26 protein-coding genes and 2 pseudogenes are annotated in these 24,264 nt (G+C 52.4%); 15 read left to right on the top strand and 13 right to left on the bottom strand.

From position 1 onward, the window contains the following. Positions 1 to 28 precede the first annotated feature (28 nt). Both ACNQ6O_RS14905 and ACNQ6O_RS14910 read right to left on the bottom strand, forming a co-directional pair. Positions 29 to 817 carry an enoyl-CoA hydratase/isomerase family protein gene (locus tag ACNQ6O_RS14905; protein WP_053114415.1) on the bottom strand — a complete coding sequence of 263 codons (789 nt, stop codon included), beginning with the start codon at positions 815 to 817 and terminating at the stop codon, positions 29 to 31. 38 nt (positions 818 to 855) lie between these two features. Next, positions 856 to 2,001, bottom strand: a complete 1,146-nt coding sequence (locus tag ACNQ6O_RS14910) for an acyl-CoA dehydrogenase family protein (RefSeq protein WP_053114414.1) — start codon at positions 1,999 to 2,001, stop codon at positions 856 to 858. A 957-nt stretch (positions 2,002 to 2,958) separates the two neighbouring features. On the opposite strand from ACNQ6O_RS14910, the pseudogene ACNQ6O_RS14915 reads away from it, so the two are divergent. Both ACNQ6O_RS14915 and ACNQ6O_RS14920 read left to right on the top strand, forming a co-directional pair. Then, positions 2,959 to 3,600, top strand: a pseudogene (locus ACNQ6O_RS14915) (IS3 family transposase); the annotation flags it as partial. A gap of 179 nt (positions 3,601 to 3,779) precedes the next feature. Beyond that, positions 3,780 to 3,926 carry a tyrosine-type recombinase/integrase gene (locus tag ACNQ6O_RS14920; protein ID WP_227507720.1) on the top strand — a complete coding sequence of 49 codons (147 nt, stop codon included), beginning with the start codon at positions 3,780 to 3,782 and terminating at the stop codon, positions 3,924 to 3,926. A gap of 169 nt (positions 3,927 to 4,095) precedes the next feature. Here the strand turns inward: ACNQ6O_RS14920 and ACNQ6O_RS14925 are convergent, their stop codons facing one another. After that, positions 4,096 to 4,710 (bottom strand): tyrosine-type recombinase/integrase, encoded by a 615-nt coding sequence (locus ACNQ6O_RS14925; RefSeq protein WP_092032349.1) that lies wholly within the window; start codon positions 4,708 to 4,710, stop codon positions 4,096 to 4,098. Positions 4,711 to 5,040: 330 nt separating this feature from the next. Here ACNQ6O_RS14925 and ACNQ6O_RS14930 point away from each other — a divergent pair, with 330 nt between their 5' ends. The 4 genes from ACNQ6O_RS14930 to ACNQ6O_RS14945 are packed head-to-tail and all read left to right on the top strand — an operon-like array spanning position 5,041 to position 6,863. Then, positions 5,041 to 5,571, top strand: a complete 531-nt coding sequence (locus ACNQ6O_RS14930; RefSeq protein ID WP_418053979.1) for a helix-turn-helix domain-containing protein — start codon at positions 5,041 to 5,043, stop codon at positions 5,569 to 5,571. Continuing rightward, positions 5,568 to 6,287: an AzlC family ABC transporter permease gene (locus tag ACNQ6O_RS14935; protein ID WP_418053980.1), complete on the top strand. Its 720-nt coding sequence runs from the start codon at positions 5,568 to 5,570 to the stop codon at positions 6,285 to 6,287. Before ACNQ6O_RS14930 ends, ACNQ6O_RS14935 begins: the two co-directional genes overlap by 4 nt. A gap of 3 nt (positions 6,288 to 6,290) precedes the next feature. Further along, positions 6,291 to 6,638: an AzlD domain-containing protein gene (locus ACNQ6O_RS14940; protein WP_418053981.1), complete on the top strand. Its 348-nt coding sequence runs from the start codon at positions 6,291 to 6,293 to the stop codon at positions 6,636 to 6,638. A 3-nt stretch (positions 6,639 to 6,641) separates the two neighbouring features. Then, positions 6,642 to 6,863, top strand: coding sequence for a 3-methyl-2-oxobutanoate hydroxymethyltransferase (locus ACNQ6O_RS14945; protein ID WP_418054070.1), 222 nt, complete (start codon positions 6,642 to 6,644; stop codon positions 6,861 to 6,863). Between the two features lie 310 nt (positions 6,864 to 7,173). Here the strand turns inward: ACNQ6O_RS14945 and ACNQ6O_RS14950 are convergent, their stop codons facing one another. The 5 genes from ACNQ6O_RS14950 to ACNQ6O_RS14970 form a co-directional block, all read right to left on the bottom strand. Continuing rightward, a complete protein-coding gene (locus ACNQ6O_RS14950; protein WP_418053982.1) occupies positions 7,174 to 9,504 on the bottom strand; it encodes a Mov34/MPN/PAD-1 family protein in 2,331 nt (776 codons plus the stop codon). Then, complete coding sequence (locus ACNQ6O_RS14955; protein ID WP_418053983.1) at positions 9,494 to 10,663, bottom strand: metallohydrolase; 1,170 nt, start codon at positions 10,661 to 10,663, stop codon at positions 9,494 to 9,496. The genes ACNQ6O_RS14950 and ACNQ6O_RS14955 overlap by 11 nt, the downstream gene beginning before the upstream one ends. 19 nt (positions 10,664 to 10,682) lie before the next feature. Next, on the bottom strand, positions 10,683 to 11,306 hold the full coding sequence (locus ACNQ6O_RS14960; RefSeq protein WP_418053984.1) for a hypothetical protein: 624 nt from the start codon (positions 11,304 to 11,306) through the stop codon (positions 10,683 to 10,685). Between the two features lie 307 nt (positions 11,307 to 11,613). Then, on the bottom strand, positions 11,614 to 11,838 hold the full coding sequence (locus ACNQ6O_RS14965) for a DUF2188 domain-containing protein (protein ID WP_418053985.1): 225 nt from the start codon (positions 11,836 to 11,838) through the stop codon (positions 11,614 to 11,616). Between the two features lie 121 nt (positions 11,839 to 11,959). Then, the gene (locus tag ACNQ6O_RS14970; protein WP_418053986.1) at positions 11,960 to 12,700 is read right to left on the bottom strand and encodes a tyrosine-type recombinase/integrase; all 741 of its coding nucleotides are present in this window, start codon (positions 12,698 to 12,700) and stop codon (positions 11,960 to 11,962) included. A gap of 212 nt (positions 12,701 to 12,912) precedes the next feature. On the opposite strand from ACNQ6O_RS14970, the gene ACNQ6O_RS14975 reads away from it, so the two are divergent. Genes ACNQ6O_RS14975 through ACNQ6O_RS14985 form a run of 3 tightly spaced genes read left to right on the top strand, consistent with a single transcriptional unit; the run spans position 12,913 to position 16,441 of the window. After that, positions 12,913 to 13,617: a hypothetical protein gene (locus tag ACNQ6O_RS14975; protein ID WP_418053987.1), complete on the top strand. Its 705-nt coding sequence runs from the start codon at positions 12,913 to 12,915 to the stop codon at positions 13,615 to 13,617. Then, complete coding sequence (locus ACNQ6O_RS14980; RefSeq protein WP_418053988.1) at positions 13,608 to 15,482, top strand: hypothetical protein; 1,875 nt, start codon at positions 13,608 to 13,610, stop codon at positions 15,480 to 15,482. The genes ACNQ6O_RS14975 and ACNQ6O_RS14980 overlap by 10 nt, the downstream gene beginning before the upstream one ends. Before the next feature lie 8 nt (positions 15,483 to 15,490). Beyond that, a complete protein-coding gene (locus tag ACNQ6O_RS14985) occupies positions 15,491 to 16,441 on the top strand; it encodes an ATP-binding protein (RefSeq protein ID WP_418053989.1) in 951 nt (316 codons plus the stop codon). 130 nt (positions 16,442 to 16,571) lie between these two features. Here the strand turns inward: ACNQ6O_RS14985 and ACNQ6O_RS14990 are convergent, their stop codons facing one another. After that, positions 16,572 to 16,742 (bottom strand): hypothetical protein, encoded by a 171-nt coding sequence (locus ACNQ6O_RS14990; protein WP_418053990.1) that lies wholly within the window; start codon positions 16,740 to 16,742, stop codon positions 16,572 to 16,574. Positions 16,743 to 17,395: 653 nt separating this feature from the next. Between ACNQ6O_RS14990 and ACNQ6O_RS14995 the strand changes: the two genes are divergently transcribed. From ACNQ6O_RS14995 to ACNQ6O_RS15005, 3 genes are all read left to right on the top strand, one after another. Further along, entirely contained in the window at positions 17,396 to 18,007 is a 612-nt protein-coding gene (locus ACNQ6O_RS14995) for a hypothetical protein (RefSeq protein ID WP_418053991.1), read from the top strand. Positions 18,008 to 18,093: 86 nt separating this feature from the next. After that, entirely contained in the window at positions 18,094 to 18,219 is a 126-nt protein-coding gene (locus ACNQ6O_RS15000) for a hypothetical protein (protein WP_418053992.1), read from the top strand. Between the two features lie 537 nt (positions 18,220 to 18,756). Then, positions 18,757 to 18,888, top strand: a complete 132-nt coding sequence (locus ACNQ6O_RS15005; protein ID WP_418053993.1) for a hypothetical protein — start codon at positions 18,757 to 18,759, stop codon at positions 18,886 to 18,888. 91 nt (positions 18,889 to 18,979) lie between these two features. Here the strand turns inward: ACNQ6O_RS15005 and ACNQ6O_RS15010 are convergent. Continuing rightward, positions 18,980 to 19,270 (bottom strand): annotated as a pseudogene (locus ACNQ6O_RS15010) (type ISP restriction/modification enzyme); the annotation flags it as partial. A gap of 187 nt (positions 19,271 to 19,457) precedes the next feature. Between ACNQ6O_RS15010 and ACNQ6O_RS15015 the strand changes: the two are divergent. Together ACNQ6O_RS15015 and ACNQ6O_RS15020 are read left to right on the top strand one after the other, a co-directional pair. Beyond that, entirely contained in the window at positions 19,458 to 20,084 is a 627-nt protein-coding gene (locus ACNQ6O_RS15015; protein WP_418053994.1) for an exonuclease domain-containing protein, read from the top strand. Then, positions 20,081 to 20,713 (top strand): metallophosphatase domain-containing protein, encoded by a 633-nt coding sequence (locus tag ACNQ6O_RS15020; RefSeq protein ID WP_418053995.1) that lies wholly within the window; start codon positions 20,081 to 20,083, stop codon positions 20,711 to 20,713. The genes ACNQ6O_RS15015 and ACNQ6O_RS15020 overlap by 4 nt, the downstream gene beginning before the upstream one ends. Before the next feature lie 65 nt (positions 20,714 to 20,778). On the opposite strand, the gene ACNQ6O_RS15025 is transcribed toward ACNQ6O_RS15020, so the two are convergent. Next, positions 20,779 to 20,943, bottom strand: a complete 165-nt coding sequence (locus tag ACNQ6O_RS15025) for a hypothetical protein (protein ID WP_418053996.1) — start codon at positions 20,941 to 20,943, stop codon at positions 20,779 to 20,781. Between the two features lie 588 nt (positions 20,944 to 21,531). Between ACNQ6O_RS15025 and ACNQ6O_RS15030 the strand changes: the two genes are divergently transcribed. Next, the gene (locus tag ACNQ6O_RS15030) at positions 21,532 to 21,981 is read left to right on the top strand and encodes a DUF1499 domain-containing protein (RefSeq protein ID WP_418053997.1); all 450 of its coding nucleotides are present in this window, start codon (positions 21,532 to 21,534) and stop codon (positions 21,979 to 21,981) included. A gap of 153 nt (positions 21,982 to 22,134) precedes the next feature. Here the strand turns inward: ACNQ6O_RS15030 and ACNQ6O_RS15035 are convergent, their stop codons facing one another. Both ACNQ6O_RS15035 and ACNQ6O_RS15040 read right to left on the bottom strand, forming a co-directional pair. Beyond that, positions 22,135 to 22,311 (bottom strand): hypothetical protein, encoded by a 177-nt coding sequence (locus ACNQ6O_RS15035; RefSeq protein ID WP_418053998.1) that lies wholly within the window; start codon positions 22,309 to 22,311, stop codon positions 22,135 to 22,137. Positions 22,312 to 22,461: 150 nt separating this feature from the next. Further along, on the bottom strand, positions 22,462 to 24,177 hold the full coding sequence (locus tag ACNQ6O_RS15040; protein WP_418053999.1) for a protein adenylyltransferase SelO: 1,716 nt from the start codon (positions 24,175 to 24,177) through the stop codon (positions 22,462 to 22,464). Between the last annotated feature and the right edge of the window lie 87 nt (positions 24,178 to 24,264).

Consider the following 24,264-nt stretch of genomic DNA (forward strand, 5'->3'; position numbering starts at 1 on the left):
GTTTGAATATTTGAGACCTAAATGTGACTTAGTAACCTTTGAATTGAGGCCTTCGCTTTTCACTAAATGCATTAAGGCCTTCCATAGCGTCATATGAACGCATGTGGCGTCGGAAGAGTACCTGTTCATGCTCCAAGGCATCGTGAAGAGCCTTGCTGCCTGTTTCATTCGCCACAGTTTTCATACGTTGAAGCGCAATTGGGCTTTTCTCTGCGATTAACTCTGCAATCCTTTGTGTTTCAGCTCGCAGGGAATTAAGATCCACCACTTGATTCACAAATCCGTAAATTTTCATTTCTTCTGCAGAAAGCGTGCTACCGGTGAAAAGCAGAAATTTCGCTACGTTAAGAGGAATGATTCTTGGTAAAACTGCTGCGCCGCCAGCTCCAGGGTATACGCCGTAGTTGGCGTGCGCGTCTCCGATTCTTGCGCTATCAGCCGCAACCACGATGTCCGCACACATGGCGGTTTCAAGGCCTCCAGCCATCGTGATGCCGTTCAAGGCCGCGATTACCGGCTTAGGGAAGTCACGAAGTACATTCAAAACGCGCCCAGTCAATCGATCGATAAAATCCGCTTCTCCGGGTTGTAAGCGAGCAGAATTAAGGATCTCTTTCAGATCTGCTCCGGCGCAAAAGGCTCTCCCCTTTCCAGTCAAAACAATGACTTTTACGGCATCATCATTAGCGATCCTGGGCAAAATCTCTTCAAACTCATCCAGCATCTGCAGATTGATCGCATTCATTTCATTCGGGCGGTTTAGATTAATCCACCCAACGGGTCCAGATTGCTCATAAAGTAAGGCACTGTTCGTCATTTGATTACCTCGCCAAGTCATCTTGTTTTGGTGGCTTTTTAACTGAAGGCCGGTACACCAGTTAGTGATCGGGCGATTAACAGCTTTTGGATTTCAGTCGTTCCATCTGGAATAGGGCCAATTATTGCCTCCCTCGCTAGTCGCTCTACGATGAACTCTTTAGTAACACCATTACCGCCGTGGATCTGAACCGCATCTCGACAGGCTTTTACCGCGATTTCTGTGCTAAACCACTTTGCCATCGCACACTCTTTGTCACACCGCAAACCTTGATCAATCATTTCTGCTGCCCTGAGCGTAAGTAATCGAGCGGCATCAATCTGCGTAGCCATGTTGGCAATTTTCTCTGCAATCAGCTGATGACCTGCAATCAATTTCCCATGTTGAGATCGGGTTTGACTGTATTTAATTGACTCTTCCATCGCCCGTCTTGCAATCGAATAGCCCCACGCGGCCATGTGACACCGGGCACGCTCAAAGGTTACTAGCGTGTTCTTTAATCCCTGCCCGATCTCCCCGACAGTGTTCTCGACGGGTACGCGTACATCCGCGAGGAAAATTTGAGAGGTTGATTGTCCGTTCAACGCCATTTTAGGAATGCCACGCACTTCGAGGCCCGGTGTATCTGCCTCGATAAGGATGTGTGTCAATTCGCCTTCGCCGGTCTTACAGGTGCATACGAAGATATCCATATGCTCTCCATTGGAAATCCACGTTTTCTCTCCATTAATGACCCAATAATCCCCATCACGGACTGCACGCGTCTTTGCAGCAGCAACGTCCGAACCGACGTCAGGCTCAGATATCCCCATGCTTATGAAAACTTCACCAGAGAGCAGTCCAGGGACATATTTTTCCTTCACGGAATCAGAAGCATTTCTGATTAACATGTCTGCGCCGGAAACATTGATAAGGATTGGTAGCGCCAGATCGATTGCACTGACACCAACCTCCTCCCACAAGCGCAAATGTGTGACCCAATCCATCTCTAAGCCCCCCCACTGTTCTGGGAACGGCGCTCTGATCAGACCATATTCTGTCAACGTTTTGATGAAGCCCTTCATCATCTCTTTGGGAATAAACTTTTCACCGTGGGCTCTCAATTTTGGCTCAATCTCAGCGTCGAGAACCTTCCTCAAGCCGTCCGTGGCCATTCTTTGTTCTTCTGTCATCTGCATGGTCATAAAATCGCCTTTCTAACTAAGGGAGAGCTATCGTTGGCAGCTCGGGTTTGTTGGATATTTCTAACCGTATCTCAATCGTTTTGGCTTCACCCCCCTCAAAAGCGGGGGTAGGGCCAATGATCAATTTTCTAGATACTTAGTTTTCTAAGAGGCCTGTTATCAACAACGGTCGATTAGCCAGCTCGTGGGCGTTCCCAGGACATCCGGGGGTGCAGTAACTCTGCTACGGCAAGACAAAACTAGCAGAGGGCGCGGGAATTCCAGGCCTTATCAGCTTTGACAATCCCAATTGCTAGATAGCGTCATTTTTTGGTAGGCGTTTCTGGAACATATGAAACGACCGGAAGGGGCGGTCCCTGGCTTGGCCAGTGCAGGTATTCAGATGGTCACTAACCGTCAAACCATCGCGTTTATCGGCAGATCAGTGTCTTACACCTCAATTTTCATAACTTGCTTTTTGGCGGCCCTGGACTTGGCTATTATCAGGCTGGGAAGAGATCATCCGAGAAATTTTCCAGTGCCCTGCTGATCAACCTCGTTTTCGCCACAGGATTATTCGGTATTGGTCTCTCCTACCCGTTCTTCAGCTGGTATGTTCTGACGGTGACGGACCTCACTGCGGTAATCCCGGTACTCAGCAATGCTCTAACCCACCTGCTAGCCTTCTGTCCGACTATCATGGCACGGCTAATATTCTTTCTTGGCCAGACCGTGCCATTGCTACTTAACGCGGCAGACCAGAATACGAGAAAAAGCGAAGCCGCCGGTAGTGCTACAGCCTTGAGCACAATCGGCAATGTTGTTGGCTGCCTGCTGACGTCTTCGGTGCTGATGTACTTTCTTGGTGTGGGCTACTCCATCTTCTTTAATTGCGCAATTCTGGCCATCTGCGCTCTGTTGGTGATCAGTCCCGATCGATCTCCCATGAATTCCGCCCTGATTGGCGTTGCTGCTGAGGTGAATCACAAGAAGGTTTATCGGCTTTACCGGAAGGCAGGCCTGGCCGTCCGCAAACGCAAGCGCCGTAAAGGTGTGATGGTGGAACGACAGCCCCTGGTGTTGCCCGATGCACCGAATCATACGTGGTCCATGGACTTCGTGATGGATTCCTTGGCCAACGGGCGCAGGATCAAATGCCTGACTATCGTGGATGACTTCACCAAGGAATGCCTCGACATTCCCGTGGCCATGGGCATCTCGGGTGAACAGGTAGCCCGTACCCTGGATGGCATTGCGGCCTTCCGAGGCTACCCGAAAGCCGTTAGAACCGACCAAGGGCCGAAATTCACTGGCAAAGCACTCGATCAATGGACCTATCGTCATGGCGTTGAACTGAAGCTGATTCAGCCCGGAAAGCCGATGCAGAATGGTTACGTCGAGAGCTTTAACGGAAAATTCCGGGATGAGTGTCTGAATGAACACTGGTTCCGAGATCTCGCACACGCCCGGGAGAAGATCAGCAATTGGCGCTTGGACTACAGTGAGCAGCGTCCGCATTCATCCCTAGTGTATCAGACACCCCTGGAGTTTGCCTCCGCTCTCCGACTTGGCAAAACTGATTCAGCAGTAACGGACATTACTAGGAAGCAGTTGGATTAAAGACTGGGGGCAGGTCAGGCATTATCTATTCCCGCCCCCAACAAGATGCGTTCACCTCATCGCTGCCTATATTTGCTGACATCACTCTCATCACTCTACACACGCGAGGCAATTAAGGCAGGCTGTGCAAACGAGCGGAATTACCAATCGGGTGACGGCGCATACTTTTCGCCACGCTTTTGGTACTGAGATCCCGAAGTGATATCCGAACGGTTCAGGAGATCCGCGGCCACAGCGATATTCGCACGACTGAAATCTACACCCACGTTATTGGCGATCGACGAGCTGGAACAGTTAGTCCATTTGACCGTTTGCTAGGTTCTTGAAGAATGACCAAGCGCTCAACTAGGCAGACAGACCCGAGGATTACAGGCGCCATGAATGTTCGCTTTTGTTTAGCGACGGGAGGAGTCTGATCGAAGCCCGAGGGTGATCATCGACCGGGGCTGGCAGCGTTTGCGGCATCCAAAGGGACCAAATACAGAAGCTACGCACCTAAATTTCAATACTCTCAGCTATCTCCAGAGCATCCTCGACCTCGACACCAAGGTACCGCACGGTGCTCGACATATTCGTGTGTCCCAACAGCAACTGGACGGCTCGAAGATTCTTGGTCTTCTTGTAGATCAATGTCGCTTTGCTCCGTCTCATTGAATGGGTTGCGTAGACTGAAGGATCAAGTCCAATGCTGGTAATCCACTTTTTGACAAGACGGGCGTATTGGTGAGTAGTGATATGGTCGAACTTTCGCATCCGGCTCGGCCACAAATAATCCATACCTGCGAGTCCTCGCAGCTCGATCCATGCTTCGACCGATTCGCGCGTCTTTTTGGTTATCTCAAACTGAACAGGCTGACTGGTCTTCTGCTGGATGACTTGCGCCCGGTCCAGAACCTCACCGTTTCTGGAAATATCTCGAACCAATAGCTTTACCAGATCGCAGGATCGGAGTTTGCAGTCAATTGCCATGTTGAACATCGCCAGTTCGCGGATGTTCTTTGCTATCTCTAACCGAATACGGATAGCCCATATTTGTTCGAGTTTGAGCGGCAGCTTCTGGCCGACGAGCTTCCCTTTGTTCCAGGGAACTTTGCTGGTAGGAAACGTCATGACGTGGCCCTCTTCGGAGGGTAAGGGTCTTTAAGTATGGTTCAGAAAATTGTTCCCTGCTGGCCAGCCTGGTCGCAAAGCGAACGTTCAGATTGAAAGAGACCGTCGTCAAGAGTAGCTATTCAACCAGGCATCCTTGTCACCCGGTTCGGGCAACATCTCACCGCCCTCCATGCTCCAACTGGTAGGAAAACCGATCAACCATACCGATACTTCAGCAGCCGGAAAATCGGCGGCACTGGAATGCTGGTGCGATTAGCACCTCATCATTGACATTTCCTTGTTCCTTTTGTAGAACGTTCTATAAATAGAACATTGGAGGTGGTTTACATGGATCAGCATTCTCTCGAAACCCTGGGGCGACACCTTCAGTCCCTTCGGGTAGCTCGCGGATGGTCGCTCTCGGGGCTTGCCGCCGCTGCAGGTGTTGCCAAGTCGAATCTTTCCCGCCTGGAACAGGGAAATGGGAATCCGACCCTGGATACCATCTGGCGACTGGCGGTTCAGCTTAATATCCCCTTCGGCAGCCTGGTTGCCCCGATCCGTGTGCCGGTTGGTGAAGAAGGAGTTCAGGTCCGGCTTGTGGATCAGGGGGGAGACAATCCCCGGGTAGACGCTTACTGGATGTCCTGTGCTCCCAACACCACGCGCATGGCGGAGGGCCATACGCCGGGAGCGGTGGAGTCCGTTACCGTTATCAGTGGTCAGTTGGAAGTTGGTGTCACCGGCCAAAGCCGGCATTTGCGGGCCGGCGAGAGCCACACCTTTGATGCTGAGCAGCCTCACGTTTATCGCACCCGGGAAGCCTGGGCCACGTTATTGGTCACCATCGTGTATCAGAAAGAAGGTGAGGAATCATGAGCGATCAGGTAATTAGCGCGGGCGGGCGCGCCTGGGTGAGTGGGGTACGGGATGCGATTCCGCTGCTCGGTGGCTACATTCCGGTGGCGATTTCATTTGGCCTGATCGCCAATCAGGCCGGTTTCAGCAGTTGGGAGACCATCTTCATCTCTTTGGTCATCTATGCCGGGGCCTCCCAGTTTCTGTTTGTTAGCATGGTGGCCTCGGGAGCCCCGTTGTGGCTTGTGGTGGTGATGACGCTGCTGATTAATGCCCGACATCTGGTGTATGCCCCGAACCTGGCCCCCTGGCTCACCGGGAACCGGTGGTGGTTCTGGTTGATGCACGGGCTGACGGATCAGGTCTTCGCTCTGGCGCACACCCGCCTGCCGGCGTTGCCACCCTCGGAACGCCTGGGGTGGTTCACTGGCGCCATGTTGCTGGCCTGGTTCAGTTGGGTAGGGGGCACGGCCCTAGGAGCTTTTGTGGGGCAGGAGCTGACCGGGCGCTGGCCATTACTGAATGACGTTATGCCCTTCGCGCTACCGGCCCTGTTTGTGGTTCTATTGGCCCCGAGATTCACTTCCTGGTTATGGGCTGCAGCGCTCGGGTGTGCCATTGTCGTGGCGTTGTTGTTCGCGGCTAATGGCCTGCCCAATATGGCGATACCGGTTGCGGCGCTTCTGGGCGCGGCGGTGTTCTTTGTGATGCAATCCAATACACGGGCGGAGGTTTAACGCATGGCTGGTGAGCTGTGGGTTGCGGTGATGGTTGCCGCCGCGGGTACATTGTTAATGCGTTTGTTACCACTGGTGTGGATGCAGAGGCGTCTGGCTCGGGAAAACAGTCAGGGCGGTACAGCGGCCATGCCCAGGTGGCTCGGGGTGCTCGGCCCGGTGATGATTGCGGCCATGCTGGGGGCTTCGCTGGTCCCCACAGCCGGCACCCTAAATGCCTGGGTTGCAACGGCGGTAGGGGGAAGCGCAACTCTGCTGGTCTGGTGGAAAACAAAGTCCCTAGGGTGGCCGGTTGTCTCGGGCGTTGTGGTGTTTGGTGCGGTGCGGTTTCTCAATTTCGTTGTGCTTTAACTGATAAAGGATCCCGAGTGTGATGGCCAAGTGCTGGTGACGGAGGATATTCTGGGCCTGTTCTCTGACTACACGCCAAAATTCGCCCAGAAGTACGTCGATCTGAGCGCTCCAATCAAGGATGTGTTTGCGCTGTATGAGAGAGGTCAGAGCCGGCGAATTTCCCGCAGAGGAGCATTGCTTTGGGATCAAGAAGCAACCAACTTAGATTGTCTGGAGGGCTAAGTGGTGGTGTGTGAGCAATCGCGAAACAAAGGGAATGAGCCGAGCCTGGGCAAGCCTGCTACCTCTATCATGGTAGTCGACAAAAAACCGTTCGGCTAGAGCTAGCTCAGGCAGGGCATTGGACATGGTGAGGCTGACAACGAATACGGTATTTCTGCTATTTCAGAGCGGTATTTAGCTGTTCCGTTTACAATCACATATCCCCCCCCTGAGCCCTGGTGCAGTTTTCTCGGTCGACACCCCACGTCCACTGGCAATGCGAATGTCCGCTTTTGTTTATAAGCGTCTTAATCGCTCAGCAGTGAAATAGTCAAAGGTTAAGTTTGCCTTCTTCAGGAGTGAAAAATGACAACTCAACCGTCGTTGTTTGTTGGCCCAAAGATACGCTGATCGTTGAGTCCGAGACAATCATTGAGATTGCGGGTCTTCCATCGCGAGCCATGACGCCTTGCAGGTAATCCAGCTGTTTTCGATCATGAGTGCTTGGATTTGATGGACAGCCTCTTGGATGAGAATGCCATTCGCCCAGGTATGAGACGATCCCGCCAGTTCGACGACGACATTCATCGATATTTTCTTCTACACCGGCAGTTCCGCGCAAAAACTCCTTTGGTGTGGAAACGCTGTCCTCTGGTGCGGGCCTGGCCAGAACCACCGATATTGTTCTTATCTTCTGATCTATAAAGCCAACCAAAACACCACCGGTTTCATTGGGCAACTCATTCTCCCTGAGTCTGGACATATACCCTTCAATCGAGACATCCCACCATACAGTCCAACCCCCAACTTCCGCATGCGTGGGCTTGCAGGCCTGAATGTCATGAGCTCTGACAGAACCAGACATCCCATCGTGATCCCAGATCTTGATCTGGGCCTCCTCCTTTTCGGAATGCAGCCTAACCTGGCGAGCCAATATCGATGCATGGAGCGATATCAGTTCGTTAGACATCGACATAGTAATGTCCCGGCATCCAGCCCCCACCCATAGGTACCCCTTGTTCCCTTCCAAATGATGGGCGCCCCAGGGATCATTGGTCAGAATGGCCCGATAATATTGGGCCTCGAGTGACAAACTCCGGATGTACCCTGACTGGTCCTCCATGAGCAAAACCGAAGAACTACCTGAGGGGGTGATGAAGATTGTTGCTACGCGAGCAGACCTGTCCATACCAGACAAGTCCCGAGGGACCTCTACGGTCGTGGAGGCATCAATCATGAGGTCCTTGTCTTCAAGAAAGCCATGCAGCCACTGGAGGTCATCTGTAAGCTTTCTGACATGGGCATTCTTCATGCTGATCTCAGAACCACCCAAGGAGAACATTGAAGCGGCCTGCATGCTCATCATTTCAGATTTAGCCATACCCACACATGGTCCGAGGGCAATATGACGAGACAGGTTATGGGGTTCGATCGCATCATGATCGACGTATTCCCAGTCGCCCCAACTTTCCCTCACCCATATTGAAGCAACAGCGCTTCCCAAAGATCCAAGTCCAGAAATAACCCCGCTAAAATCGCATGGTGATTCAGCGATGCCCGAGTATTCCCTCACCTCCTGCTTCGACGGCATTAGCCTGATACCAACGGGTGTCAGAGGGTAACTTTCCAATCGATCCACATTCAGGGGCCCGGATTTTTCCATAATCACAGTGTTACGAAACCACTTATTTTCGCCGGGACTGCGCATCAGGGCGTCAAGGTCTTCACCGAGACGGCCAAGATGTTTATCAATAGCGAAGCCGTAAACGTCTGTTCGCTCGGTCTTGCCGTCACGTTCGAGGGAGATACCCAGCACTAGAAGTATCTTATTGGTCTGATCGGCCGGCCAGTCAAAGCTTTGCCCCTCAGGAACAAGATCCTGAATCGCCTCACGGAGCGATCCGGAAATACTGGCGCCCCGAGACTCGAGTTTTTGAAGCAGATCCCCAAGGTGCCTCGGATGTTCCTCGATACGGCCGTGAGTAATGGGAGGCAAGATGATCGTAATCGGTATCCATTGTTTGCCCCGGTAACTCGGATGCGATTTACGATCGACAACCCGGGCTTGGTACAAGAATCTTCCGCGACAAGCGAATGGTGGCTGGTCGAAAACGATACTATAGCCGGTGTCAGTGAGTCTCTCGAAATAATTCTCGGGCAATACAAACTGATCCGCAGGTTCGAAAAACAGCTGCTCAAGAGGTTGGTTTGCTTGATGCAGATTTTCGCAGGCGGTTTCCCTAAGCCACCATAGGGCCCGAGCCAGAAATGACTGTGGACTCCATGTCCGCTCCACAGATGACCAGGGCTCAACATAGAGACACAGGGAGCGTGGAGAATTTGGCTCCACATGGTTTTGATGCATGGTCACCGGGAAATCAGATCGAAGCGCCCTGACCTCCCATGGGAAACCAAGATTGGGGTTTAAGACAATCGCCAGGCGTTCGATGCGACGTATGCCAACAGGGTTATCAGCGTCAAAGGTTCCATCGCCGGCATCGACCACAAGCGCATAAGAATCCTTCGAAATCCGCCGAAATTCAACAATGTCGAAATCTGAATGGTCGCTGCAAGCGTCGGCCAGATCACGCAATGGCTCCGGAAGATTCAAGGTGACCGACGCTCCGAGTGACTCTCCGTAGTCAATATATTCAATCGTCATTGCCAGCCCTGGGTGGAGCAGATGATGCGACTGACACTGTTGCGGCAGCGACAACGACCTTGCTAAAGCCAGACCTGGACACTTTAAACTCAAGAGGCTGCGGCTTATTTCGAGTCGGCTCCTCCCCGGTGCACTTGAAGATACCATCTGACCCTAAAATGCTCTTGTACTCACGCTTGGCCCGAATGCAGGGGGGATCGTTGTCATCATTGACAACAGGCTTGCTGCTGGAAACGATGAAGGCATTCGCGTTTGCCTGCGCTAAGGCAGAGCGGGCATCTTCGGAAACCTCAGCATCATTGCCGTTTTCAGACCAGCTGTCATGCGAAAGGGAGCGCCATGAGCAGTGGTGAGGGGCAAGTAGCAGGTCATATTGCAGGTCGTCTTTCGAGTACTCTCGCCAGAGTCGCTCCCAAATGCAGACACCAGAGTCACCACCAATCAGGAATCGGCTGGAATACAAGCCGGAACTGGACTCCTTAATGCTGAAATTGATAACAACACTGGAGTCGTTTTTCGACAGCTCTTCCTCCACATCCTCTTTTTGCTCTCGGAACGGCGCGAGTAAGCGTGATTCCAGCAAGTTTGAGCTAATGCCGTTTATGCCTCGAATGACCTCCCCCTGCCTGACGAGGATGCGCTCGAGGCCATCTGTCTTGCCGTTCTTGTCCTGCCCAAGGATAAGGATTTTATCGCCATCAGGAACGATGAATCCGCTGTCCCGGTTTGCCTGGACGCGACGGCGGGCTTCCTTCGCGAAAGCCTTGGCATCGTCGCACAGGGGCATTTTTTTCGAAGCACGTCGGAAAATCATCGGGGACGACCAAAGCTCCCGAATGATGATTCTTTTCTTGGACTGGTCTTTATCGTCGTCGGGATAGTCATCAACTGAATCAAGCCAGAAATGCTCCCTGAGACCAAGGCAATGGTCCTCATCCGGGTGTGAGAGAAGCATCGCATCGACAAACGGCCGCCCCTGGTGATCAGTCTTAATTCGCTTGCGAAGTTCAGAAGCAACGTCAGGCGTCGTGTCTCCCGGATCATCGGCAGAACGCCTGATCCGACAGTCAATCAGAAGGCAGGTCTGGCGATCGTCCGCAAGCTGCAACAGGGTCATGTCACCATTATCAACAGGGAAAAATGTAACCTTTGAGTTCATGAAGCACAGTTCCTTTCGTCTATTGAGCGACGGCAACGGCGTTTACAACGAGCCTGTTACCTGCATTGCGAGCGGCAAGAAGAGCCAGGAGGGATGAAATGACAAGCACGACATAGACAGCAGGAACAATGTCACCAATAAGTTGAGGGTCTACCAGGGAGTCCCACAGAATTGTAAAAATCAGGAGAGCAAACAAACCCGAAAAGGTGTCGCGGTAAAGGAGAAAGCTTCTGTGCGATTGACGGACCTCATGGGTATCTCGAACAGGCTTGTATATGTCTCGATACCAGAGGGAGTTCCGATCACCCGCGGCGATCGCCTCATCAAAGACATGCGGCCAATGTGATGCAACGTCTTCATACACCACTCTCGAATCCCGCTTGCAGAGATGATGGACCCGTCCTCCGGGCATTTCATTCACGAAACGGGTGAAGACGAGCTTGTGCTTTATATCGTGTGGGAGCAGATGGGTGATAAAGACCAGAACAGCTAGGGTAATCACCCCAGCGACGCCTGTTAGAAGCCCCTCTTTTAATGTTGGCAAGGAGTTGAAACCATACTGAAACCCCAAACACACGAGGACGGCAGCACTTAATAGCGCGGCAATCGTAGTATTGTTCTGTTTCTTTAGATCTTTCTCCACCCCTGTGCCCTCTTTGTAACAACCACCTACGTGCCCTGTGGGCGATTACTGGCATATCAAGCTTCATTCCAGATATGGCTTCGATATGGTAGCCAGTGACTATCGGTTTCGGTCGCCGGCGGGTGGCCACCGGAGGGAAAAGAGGCCTCTTGGAGACCCGTTTCAGCCTCGCGATGAATCTCCCAGATTTCTGCCTCAACTATCCATGACAGTGATCAGCGCCCATTCTAAAAAACCGATCTACTTATCACTTGACCTATGGGTACCCGGGCAGTTGGCTGCGGACAGCGGGTTGATGCCACATGTATCAGCCTTTCGGTGGAAAAGGGTCATTCCCGTAGGAATCTCGTTCCCGTATCCGACCGTCTCTGCCGTGTATCAGAGCTTCGCTATTCTGTCGCCGGGCTATCTCTCTCGCCGCCTCAGCAGCCTCAGCTTGAGTGGAATGGTGAGAAGTGTCACGACTATTGCCCTCTCCTCTCACAGCCCATCCGTTTTCTCGCCTTACTACGTGCTGATTCTTACCAGACATATCGCCACCTAGGGTCGTTACGTTTGGTTGCATATTAACCGCATAATTTTACATCTGTCAATATGTGGGTATTTTTATAGCCATCGGGCACCATATATAGCGTTATTTTGAGTCGCGTTGATTAGTGGAACTCCACGCCTTCCAGAAAATGCGCTCCGTCGAACGTGAGCACATTCGTGTACACCTCCGTCGATTCGACACTTCGGTGACCGAGGAGTTGGCTCACAAACTTCAATGGCCGCCCATGCAGCAGGAGGTGTACCGCAAAGCTGTGCCGAAAGGTGTGGCAGCCAATCTTGAACGGCGGCTTTCCCTCCACCTGCTCGAACAGCCGATCGATGTTCGCACTGACCGCCTGGCGCGTGATCGGAAAGATCCGCTCGTCTTTCCGAAACTTCCCCATCCACAGATAGCTCTGGATCCGGGTCTGGAAGTCCCGGTCGAGGATCGGGATGAAGCGCTTGGGCGAGCGTTGCAGACTGCGTTTGCTCGGCCGCCCTGCCCCTTGCTTGAGCGTCTTGAGGACCACCCCGAAGTCGTAGCCGTCGTCGTGAAAACTCGCCGGCGTGATTGCCAGCACCTCGGAGATCCGGGCGCCGGTGCACCACATCAGATCCAGGATCAGCCGGTGCATGGGGTGGGTCTCGGCCTCCAGCAGCGTCAGCACCTCGGGTTTGAGCAGGTACTTCGGCATGGTGTCAAGGGTCTCCAGCAACAACGGACGCTTGTCGATGAGCCGGTCCCAATCGATGGTCACCTCGGTGATCGGGAACGAGACCAGCGGGCGCTCCTGAAAGCCGAGCGAGCGGGTGTTTGGAGACGGGCGCGGAAATGACCGCGCGCTGGTGATGGATTTTGACATTTCCCCTCCGGGGTTCTGTCAATTTCGGGGTGGAATTTCAGGCGCGGCCAAGCGCCCTCTTCCGGTCTCCTAAGTATGGCAACCAACGGGAAAACCGCAAGAAACAGGGGACGTTTGACGAACTACCGCAAACTGTCAAACTGATCAAAGTTTGATCAATCGACAAGTGTCGACCATACTTATTAGTCCGTTAATCGCTCGGGGACCACCACATGGCTCCGTCTCGCCTCATTAGCCAGCCTCCGCCTCTGAGCGACCACTCTGTTCGGTTCAGCCAGAATCAGTTGGTCCCGGTGCAGCAACCAACCCGCTTGAAACTGACCAAGCAAGCGGACTATTACGAGCAACGCTGTGTCAAATACGCAGGACGGGCCAGCTTCCATTGCTACACTGAGTTCATACACGCCCTGCTTCTCGAGGCGGATCCTGAGGTCACCAGTTTTGTTCCGCAGCCTTACCAGATGCTGGTCAACCGGAAACCCTACATACCAGATGTGTACGTGGTCCGGAACGGGCAAATCGATATCCTCGAACTGAAACCTCGAGCGGAGTTTGACGCGGATAAAGAGATCCCGTTACGGGCGTTCTTCGAGCAACACGGCATGCATTTCGCTGTTCTGGCCAACGAAGCGGTGCTTAACCAGGAGCGATTAGCGCTTCATTGGTTGCCCATCGTTCAAGTGCTGGCCGATGCCCATGCTCACGGTTTCGATACGGTTGACCAAGAGCAGCGGATGTTTGATGCCGCTAGACAGGAAACCGCCATGACCATCGGCGACCTTCTTGGGGGGGCGCCGAGAATAGAACGTTATACCGCTGAATTGGCCTTATACCGATTACTCCACCGTCACCACCTGCATTGTGATCTGTCGAAAAACCCGCTCAATTACGAGACCGAGGTGACGGCATGGTTCTGACGTGGCGAGAGCGTTTGTTTCACGAGCCGGAATGGAACGAATTCAAGCGGTGGCCGTTTTTGGATAGCCAAGCTTTTCCAGCAGAGAAGCGTCGGCGCTACCTCACCAACGCCCGGATCGTCGCCGCCATTTTGGAAGGGCATCCCGTCAAATCCGTCGCCGAGAGTTTCAACGTAACGCCAGGCAGGGTCAGCCAATTGATGGGCCGGTGCCTTGCAGGCGAAGAGGATGCACCTCCGGCTCTGACAACAGGTCTTATTCCGCACCAACGATTGGAAACATCCAGCCGAAGGGCCGCCCTTGGGACGCTGGCAAAGCCAGCCGGTGACCGCTGTGGGTTTCAATACGTGTTGGCGACAGTCCCGGGGCTGGCGGACTACCTCATGACTCAGATCCGAGCGAAAGTCCGTCGGAACAAAAGCAGCCAAAATTTGACACCTCGACGATTCCACGCCAGTTTCATCGCTTACCTGAACGATCAAGGTTGGCCCAAAGATACCTACCCATTTACGTCATCTTCTCTAGGTTATGAGTCGTGTCGCCGTTTTCTGAAACGCTCCCTGATAGAACTGCAGATGCCAAAGGAGCATCACCGCGTGATCGGTCCCAAGACCGTGCCGGTTTGTGCTTTTCAAGAGATTCACATCGACGAGGCTCATATCGACTGTAAGGGCGCCGCAGCGGTGGTTCTTCATGATCAAATGAAGCCACTTCGCCTGGGGCGGATTTCCTTACTTCTTGCGAGAGATGTCGGTACAGGCTGCTACCTAGCCGCGACCATAGCACTGTCCGCCCACCCCAACTCCGCCGATGTGTTGGCACTGCTGGAGCAGCTCGTACAACCGTGGGAGCCACTCACGCTCACTGCGCCAGGGCTGTCATATTCCGCGGAAGCCGGTTTTCCATCCGCCCTAGACGAGTCGTTTTGCCGGCCCACCTTCGGTATCGTTCGATTGGATAATGCTCTGGCTCATCTGTCGCACCAAATCCGTCGCATGGTCTGTGAAAACCTTGGTGCGACCGTTAATTTCGGGCTGCCTAAAAATCCTAAGGCGCGCGCACTTATTGAGCAGGCGTTCCGCCGACTGAATTTGGACATTCACCGGTTTCCCTCAACGACCGGGAGTCATCCGAACGACCCGCTCCGTGAACCTTCTAAACTACAGAAAAGCCCACCATTTGTGTCCCTGCGGGCGCTCGAGGAAGCGATCAGTGTGTTGTTGACCGAGTACAACCTGAGCCCCTTAGCCAATCAAGGTGGGATCACGCCTCTGGAGCAGATGCAGTACCAAATGGCCAACCACTTGCTGCCACTCCGTGCCAGCAATCTCGGTCCGGGGCTCGGTCCGTACGAACGAAGTCAAACGGTAACCGTGCGGAAGGGCTTTAAGGCGGAGGCCCCTCGGATCAACTTTGAAGGCTGTCAGTATACTGGCGCAGCACTGAATTCCGCTGATCTACTTAACCAGAAGGTTACGGTATTGATCGACATTCGGGATATTCGGTTGCTTCACGTGATGACGTTGGATGGCCGTCCCCTTGGTGTCGTTCAGGCGCCCCTTACCTGGATGCGCTTTGCGCACTCAGTGTCTCTGCGTAAGCGAATCAATCAACTGGTTAGGCAAAACGTGCTCTCGAAAAGAGACCCCTTGGGCGGGTTCTTTGATTACATGCTGGCGCACCGCCATCTGCCGAAAGAGGCGCTTTCGCTGTTAAAACTGGCAAAACTGATGCCGGAAGAAGGCACACTGCCCGCGAAAGAGGCGGAAGACACAACGCCGAACCCAGAGAATGATTCCGCACTTCAGCAGGCGCTCGAACGCCTACCGGATTGGAACCCCGATATGGCAAAAAACCGGAGGTAGCGTTCACAATGTCAGCAGCATCGATACTAGAGGATGCCAGCGCTTTTTGGATACCCACACCAATGGCGAGCGCGCTTGAGAGGCGGATAGAAGCCTGGGTGCGCTGTGGCCATACCGGCGGACTCATTATTGGTGAGGCACGCCTAGGCAAAACGAGGGCAGTAAAAGCGTTGCAGCATCGACTACAAAATCGCAGTGGGCAACCTATCCATGTACTTTATACCCATTATGGGCTGCGAGACGTTGAGACAATTCGAGCGGTGTTTGCCAAGATTGCCCGAGCACTAGATTTTGATCTGCAACGAAAAACCGCAGATATCTTGCTAGAAAACATTGTGATTCGGCTCGCCGATGCGGCTTTGGCCAACGATACGCGGCAGGTGGTGCTGGTTGTCGACGAGGCGCAGCTTTTAACCCTTGATCAACTCAATGCCTTTGCCGAGATCTACAACGATTTAGTGAATTTGCATATTAACTGTTCTGTGTTCTTTATCGCCAACCAGGATCAGTTCCATTCCCTGGGTAAAGCGCTGCTTCGCCCTGAGAATCGCTACTTACGGGAACGTTTCTTCAACAATTTCGATTATTTCTACGGCATTCGGTCCGAAGAGGAACTGAAAGATTGCCTTCATGAATATGACAACCTGGTCGTGTCCGAGTTGCCACCAATCTGCGCCACCGAATATTTCTGCCCGGCGTTGTATCGCCAAGGCTGGCGACTGGCCGACATCGCGCCACTCTATTGGCGTCACTATCGAGAGCGCTACGGTATCCCTTTAGGGTTGACCTCCTGGGGAATGGCCCAGTTTACGCGGGCAACCAATCTTCTCTTCATGGATTACTTGCCGGGCTGCGCTGATAGAGCTGACCGTGCCCTGTTGGAAGCCTGTGTGATCAAGAGTCTGGAAGGTGCAGGGATTGCGCCCAGCTTGGTATCTCTGGTTGGGAGTCCAGGATGAGTTCCGTTGGCGGAGATGATTATGACCTACCGGTTAAATGAAGGTTTGCTTTGGGCAAACCCTCAGGAGAGTTCCTACTCCCAGGCACGGCGTTTGTTCGTTGCCAATCCGGGACTGAGTCTCTCCCGTCTCAAACCGTTTCTCCCGCCGTTACCAGCTCGCATTTACCAATGCCCCAAGTGCGCAGACTATTTGTTTCACTCTTGGCTTTACGGCCTGGCATGTCTAAGGCTTTGTCCAATTCATCATTGCGAACTGCTTTCAGAATGTCCCGCATGCCAACGCAGCTGGACGCGACCATTCCAATCCCGAAAACCCTTTTGTAACAAGTGTGGTGCACTGCCAAAGGCAGCTTGGGGAAAGGCATGTCTAAAACGTCGGGAAATGCGCAAACTGAGTTGGCTCGCCCGATGGATAGAACGCTGTGAGGCGCACAAGAACAACTACGCCTATGTGAGCTTAATGGACGTACAAGGTCGGGTCGGCACACATTTTGATCAAGAACACCCCAGTTTTTTTGAACCGAACATCGGTAACCCATACTACTTGGCCTTTGAATGTCAGCGATCCGCCGGAATCAATCACGACCGATTGAATCGCATGAGCGTCATTACTCACAATCGAGCCCTGCGATCCCGAATTTCCAAACTTCAACACTGGCCGAAATTAGACTGGGGGCAGTCTCCCAGACGAATAGGCCATACTCCTGAGAGTGACCAGCATTTGGATGCTCATGAGGCTCACATGCTCCTACTGATCACGGTAGCTCTTCGGCGAATTCTCCGCTGGCAAAAAGCGTGTTTGGGGTTTGAGCACCGGCTTGTCTGGTCGGACTTTAGACATGTTCGGCCTGAAGACGTTCGAGAGGGCAAGGCACCGTGCGATCTTTGCATGGCTTTCAGTCTCTGGTGTTCACTCATTAGCCTTAAGTTCACCTATCGGTGTTGGGCGGACTTGGATAACGCGGGTTCTCATGAATTACTCCGGTTTGCGAACTACCGCCAGGTGCCAAATATTGCGACTGGGGTTTTCATTGAGGATCGCCAACGCACTACGTGGCGGCCTACCATAAACTTTGAACGTTGGCTTTTTCTGCGCGCCTCCGAAAATGCATTCGCAGAGTTTGTCAGTCTGGCAAGCTGGATTTTTGTGAAAACCGCCGATAGAACCGTAAAATACAAGGCTACAGGCTATCATGGTCTTGATCACATCTTTCAGTATCCTCTCCATCCATCACAAATTCTCGAAACTCGGCTGGAGGAAGGACGACTGATTGCGCGTTATTGGCCAGAGTCTCCCCTGCTCGGCATTCAACTAACCGATGATGCGCAAAACCGGATTCGACAATGCCAAGGGGTTGACCAGACTGATTGGGACTTTAGAAGGTCAGTTGAACCGGATTACCACAAGGTCCATCAAGATCAAACGACAGAGCTCTTTCATTCGGTGCATCTTCCGTCCTCACGTGTTTTTGCGCCCTGGATCGCGCAAGCCGCCAAAGGATATTTCGATAAGGTATGGTTTCCACACGATTTTGAGGTCCTGCGAAGTAGCCAAAAGAACTAACGTTTTTACTGCGAGGTTTAAGGAGGCATGCCAACATTGAATGCCTTTCTAACTACCAATGGTTCCTAAAGATTTAGGAGGTTTCTTTGGTGCACGAATTCGGTGAAGTGGTCCGGCGGTCAGAACATCAGGTTTATGGAAAAGCGCTGTACGCACGGGTTACTGTTGACCCCGGCCTTCGTGAGGCGCTGCCGACCCTGTGCCAAGAATAATTTGTAAGTCATCGAGTACGGAGTGGGCACCAAGCGTTCAGGCAATAGCGCAGTTGGCCGGCGGATTGATCAGGTGAAGCTCAGCTGTGTGCCTGCGCTGAACTATCTCCTATCATCGATTTACTAATGTGGAACTTGTATCCGAGCAGGCGAACCGACACGTCGGAGGGAGTAGGTTTGCCATAACTTCAGATTATGCGCAGTGGTGAAAATGACCTGCATCGGCTGTCCATAGATCGCTAACGCATTGTATTTAAAGGATATAGCTACATGCATTATCGCTTATTCCCAAAAGTTTGGCCGGCAATGGCTTTTAGAATATAATTAATGCTAAGGCTCGAGAGTATGCGAGCTGAGGGGAAGTGCTGGGAAGAGGTGTGCCGCCTCTTCCCAAAGCTTCGGAACGATTACTTTCGAGAGTGGCTAACCGTTGAAGCATCATTTAGCGATAATGATTCTAGGGTGTTCCAGCCGATTTGGCAAACCGCCAGATGAGATGGGTCAGAGCTGCTCTCGTTTCCATACGGAGGCAAGCGCATGGCAAAAAGCTATCGTCGCACGCGTTTTTGGTGGGAGTGGATAACTGACTCGATTGGCTGGATTCTTCGCCTGATCGTGACTCACATGATCCGCTGCTTATTTATTGGTGAAAATCCTTTCGGCGAATAGGCTGTGAGGTAAATCGATACTCCGGGGCAGCAGGACGCTTACCCCGGATCTTATAACGGCTATGTTGGAGCCTGTCTGTCACTACTTACATTCAGAGAATCTCGAGCTTTGGCAGGCCACGAACGATTTCTTGAGTTTTTAGGCTCACCGTAACCACCCGCTGAAACAGCTCCAGTGGATACTTTGGATTCCCCATGGTCTCAAGGGCCCAGTCGTTTGCGTCATTGACGATGCCGCTGGCCTTATGGGTCGTCACGGCCTGACGCTCCATAACCCAATTCAGAGTAGCCTTACCGTTCACAACGTAATCCCAAGCTTCGTTTGGGATGCCCGCAATGGTGATCTTGTCGTTGTCGATGACGGTGCTGAGGTCGTTTATTTTTTTACCGTTTATTGAAGGTAACAATAGACAAACTAGAAAACTCAACGGACAAACCAAACCGCGACGCAAATAAGGAGTTAGCTCTTCATCCGTTTCGTGTTCTGGGTGCAACGGGCCTTCGTAATTGGCATATTGGCTCCATGGGAATTCACAAAAACGGAACTTTGGTTTTAGGGCGACCCAAAATATGGGACATTGGTTTGAACGTAGAGATGGCTCTCCCCTCCTGATCGTCGACCTAGAGGCTACCTGCTGGGAAGACCAGAGAACCCCTGATGGCGAGGGACAAGGTATCCACAACATGGAGATCATCGAACTTGGTTGTGCTCTTGCGACTCGACAAGGGGAGCTGTTGGATACCAGATCGTTTATGGTCAGGCCAATCCGGAATTCTGCACTAAGCAGCTTTTGCACAGAGTTGACCGGAATCACCCAGTCGATGGCTGATGCTTCGCCCACACTGCCCAAGGCGGTTAAAGCCATGAACAGTTGGCTAGGTGATTTATCAAACGACTTCATCTGGTGCAGCTGGGGTAACTATGACCGCTTGCACCTGGAAGCCCAAAGCATGCTGGACGAGGCGCAGCCAGCTATTCTGGCTCGCCCTCACCTGAACCTGAAACGGATTTGGCGATGCACCACCGGCCAGAAGAAAAAGAACGGTCTTGCCAGCGCTTTGGCTTTTCATAATCTCGCCTTTGAGGGCAGGCACCACCGGGGCGTGGATGATGCTCGGAACATTGTCCGGTTGCTGCCGTTTATGAAATGGTCATTAGAGTCCGAGTTACTGACATCACCGGAGAGGACGGTATGAAATTAATCTGTATTTCAGATACCCATAGCCTACACCGTCGAATTCCGGATATTCCCGATGGCGACGTGCTGATCCATGCCGGTGACAGTCTGGGCCAGGGCACGTTGGAAAATATCGAAGACCTCAACGAGTGGCTCGGAACGCTGCCGCACCGACACAAAATTGTAATTGCCGGCAACCACGACTGGGCTTTCCAGGAAACTCCGGAATTAGCACGGCAGGCACTGACGAACGCCATTTACCTGGAAGACAGCGGCGTCGAGATTGAGGGTGTTCGATTCTGGGGTTCACCCTGGACACCCACCTTTATGGATTGGGCGTTTATGCTGGAGCGTGGCCAACAGTTACACCAGAAATGGCAGCTCATTCCGGACAATACCGATGTGCTGATCACCCACGGACCACCTAAAAGCATTGGTGATGAGGCAAACCTTGGATTCAAATGCCAGAATGTTGGCTGCATTGATTTGCTTGACCGAATTCAAAAACTCTCACTCAAAGCGCACATTTTCGGCCATATCCATGAAGGCTACGGGGAATACCAGCGGGGGCAAACCAAGGTGGTTAACGCCAGTACCTGCACCGCACGGTATGAGCCGAGGAACTCGCCGATTGTTGTGAAAATTTGAAACGGCCAATTTTGATTGATTGGCGCATGCCATGGGTTAATCCTGAGGATCTTTAGATGGAGCTGTCACAATGGAATGCCACGCTGTATCCGCCCGATTAGAGCCTCAACTTCTTTAGCCTCCCTTTCAGTTGCAGCGGGTTGGAGCGGCTCCGCGAGTTGATCCGCATGGGCCGTGTGGGCGATTAGGCCGTCCAAGAGTTCTTTTTCGGTTGGACGCTTTGTATTCATATCGATGCGTGCTCCGTATTAATTACCAGATTACACCAATTCTGAACCAGTTAACCGACTCCCCTGTTTCCTACTATTCAAACCAAAAGGCTGTTAAAAATCACCCCAACTCGAACGGCGAATTTAGCACTTTGTGTGAAAACTGTAGTGTAAACTGCTGATTCGTTGCTTCCGAGATATAGCAATTTCTATGGTCGTTCAACCAGTAGACGTCCACGGACTTCCACCTAGAACCCTCAAAAAGTTTCCTGGAAGCCATTATGACGCTGGAGACCTGAACCGCCTCATGGTCTGACCTGCTCTACCTACCTTTATCAGTTGATCTTGACTTCGTATTAGGCGCCCCAGAGGTGGAAGAAGGTTGCAATCCGAGCGTACGACGAATTTAGTACTTTGTGTGGAAAAAGAAATCAGATCGATATTCTAGAATTAACTTGAAGTTTTTTTAGCACTTTGTGTGAAATTAAAGCGCTAACCCTCTGATTCTTGGCTTCACGGGTTTAGCACTTTTTGTGGTCGTCTACCAATCCTTTGCATTGCCCAATCTCTAATTTTCCATTAACGCAGTTAAAAGGAGCTTTTCACAACATGCGCTACATTACGGCTCTCGCGATACTGCTTCTTTCAGGCTGCGCTTCGACCAGTAACGTTCCGCCCACGGGAACACAGTTTACGCTGGATGGCTGTACGCCGTTTCTAAACTGCGTCTCAACGTCTTCCACGGTGAGTTATTACGCCATCGAACCTATTCGTTTGGTGGAGCCTTTGAGCGAATCAACCTGGGCAATCATCAAAGCGGAAGCTCTCGAACTACCAGGCGCTTCTCTTAACGCTGCCCGCTATGGTTATGCGGATATTACCTGCTACAGCGATACGTTTGGTTTTCCGGATTATCTAGAAGTCCTGATTGATGCAGACAAGCAGCGCTTGAATGTTCGGTCACAATCGCTTCTTGGTTTCTACGATATGGGCGTGAACCGGCGTAGGGTTGAATTGCTGCGGAACCAACTTGTAGAGCGTGGCATTGCTGTCGATTAATGGCCGTTGCACACACGAACATAAACTGGGGGCCGGAACGGCATTAAAAGCCGAGCTATAAATGAAGCTCAGGGGCCTTCAGACGGGCCATCTCAGAATGTCCAATATTTAGGTATATTGGACATTTTGAGCTAATCAGCGGCTTACCTGTCATCAATCCACCTCATCCACAGACTCTTCCAGAAAATCCAGAAACGTGCGAATCGCTGGCAATAGCCCTCGGCGTGACGGAAACACGGCATGAAAAATTCCGGTGCGAGGACGCCAATCCGGTATGACATCCACAAGATTGCCTTCAAGGAGATCCTTCCCTCCCACGATAAGGGGCATCTTTACAACGCCCAGCCCACCAGTAGCCGCTTGAAAACATCATCGGTTACCACATGCCTCGCGTGGTTCGTCTGGTTGCAAGCTGGTTGTTTCGTTAGCCGAAATTTAGCCTGATGAAGGTTTAGTACTCTCTAGTGGTGGTCCAACCAATCACGACGAACAGCTATAGTGCGACCATCCGCCTACATCAAAAAGTTCTAACGGCTTTAGTCGGTAATATTTCTGCTCAATGTCTTCCGATTGCTCAGCGTATGGCTGAGTCATCACGCTCTGCAGCTCTCGTAGCAGTGTGTAGTCACCCGCTGCTGCCTGCTGATACGCAGGCACCACGTACCAATCTTTCAGACTGTACTTCGGATTGACCTGCTTCATCTGGCTGGAAAGCTGCTCACGATTATCGACCGGAATGAGCGAATGCCATTTCGCGAGCCACGTGGACCAGCGCTCGTTCAGCTTCTCAGAATGTGCACGATAGGCCTGGCTTGGGTAGAAGCTCTTCTTAAGTGGCTCAATGTTGCCAGGCAACAACGAAAGCTCCCGGAAAAACAGGGTGTAATCGACAGGTGTTTCCGCCATCAGTCTTGTCAACTCAGAGAATAGATCCGCGTCAAAACGATCCAGCCCCAGTTTTGCAGCCCACATGAGCTGCATTTGTGCTTGCATGAATTTCGGGAATTCACTTTGAATCTCTTCGAGCTGTCGCAAACTTTCTGGATTGTTCTCCAACAAAGGCCGCATCGCCACGCAAAACGAGTAAAAATTCCGCTCGGCCGCTGCGGGTTGATTCAGGAATGCGAAGTGTTGTCCGCCGCCCGTCCAGGGCTGGTAATGCGGATCAAACTCATTGCAGAAGCCAAAGGGGCCATAGTCGAGCGTGAAACCACCTGCTGCACAGTTGTCACTATTGAAGTTGCCTTGGCAGTAACCAACACGAATCCAGTTGGCAACAAGTAATGTCAGCCGACTACGGAACTCACCTGCAAGCCGCACGACTTTGTCGGGAGTGGGCAGCGACTGATCGATCTCTTTACCGTACTCTCGATCGATCAGGTGCATCACGAGCTTTTCGAGTTCTTTCATCGCCTGCGGGTGTTCCTGCTTACGAGCGCGACGACCAAAGAGTTCGAGCTGCCCCACCCGAATGAACGATGGGGCCACACGCGTAGAGATGGCCACGGGCTCGGATACCAGAATATCGGGATCGATTGAGCGAGTGCCCTCCGAATACCATGGGCGCCGGACTGTCTCGGTTTTCGATACGTACAGGCTTAAAGATCTTGAGGTGGGTACACCCAGTGCGTGCATGTGTTCTTGAGCCAGGAATTCCCTCACACTTGACCGCAGAACGGCCCGGCCGTCCCCGCCGCGGCAGTAGGGCGTGCGCCCTCCCCCTTTTAGTTGTATTTCCCAGCGCTGACCGTTGGTGACTGCCTCTAACACGGAAATGGCGCGACCGTCGCCATACCCATTGCCGGTCTGAAACGGGCAATTCCGGTAAAATTCATTGCCGTAGATTGAAAGCGCATAACCACTCGCCCATCCAACCTTGCGCAGAGGCTCCGGAAGCTCCGACAGGTCTCCGGAGAACATGCGAACGAAGTCGTCTGATTGCGCCAAGCTGTCGTCGAAACCCAGTTCACGGAACAGGTCTTTGCTGTGCGCGACGTACTCAGGGTGTTCAATGGGTGTGGGTTTGACCGGAACATAGTGGCCCGAGAACACCTGCCGTGGTTCGTGGTCGGCTCCGTTAGCCTTGCCTTCTGGATCGCAGTTAAGCGTGTCCATGAATGAATAGTCCGCCAACGGTGCGAGATCAACGAGGGTTGCAGCCAGTTCTGGTGTTTCACCGTGGCGTCGCATGGTCATTGGTGCTCCTTTTATAAACTATGCCGGAAATAGGAGCATTCTACCCTTCCCGTTTGATTCGAGCATCGCAATCTACCGAGGTGTGCA

Origin of the sequence: Marinobacter sp. SBS5, from assembly GCF_048285575.1 — a bacterium.
GTDB lineage: Bacteria > Pseudomonadota > Gammaproteobacteria > Pseudomonadales > Oleiphilaceae > Marinobacter.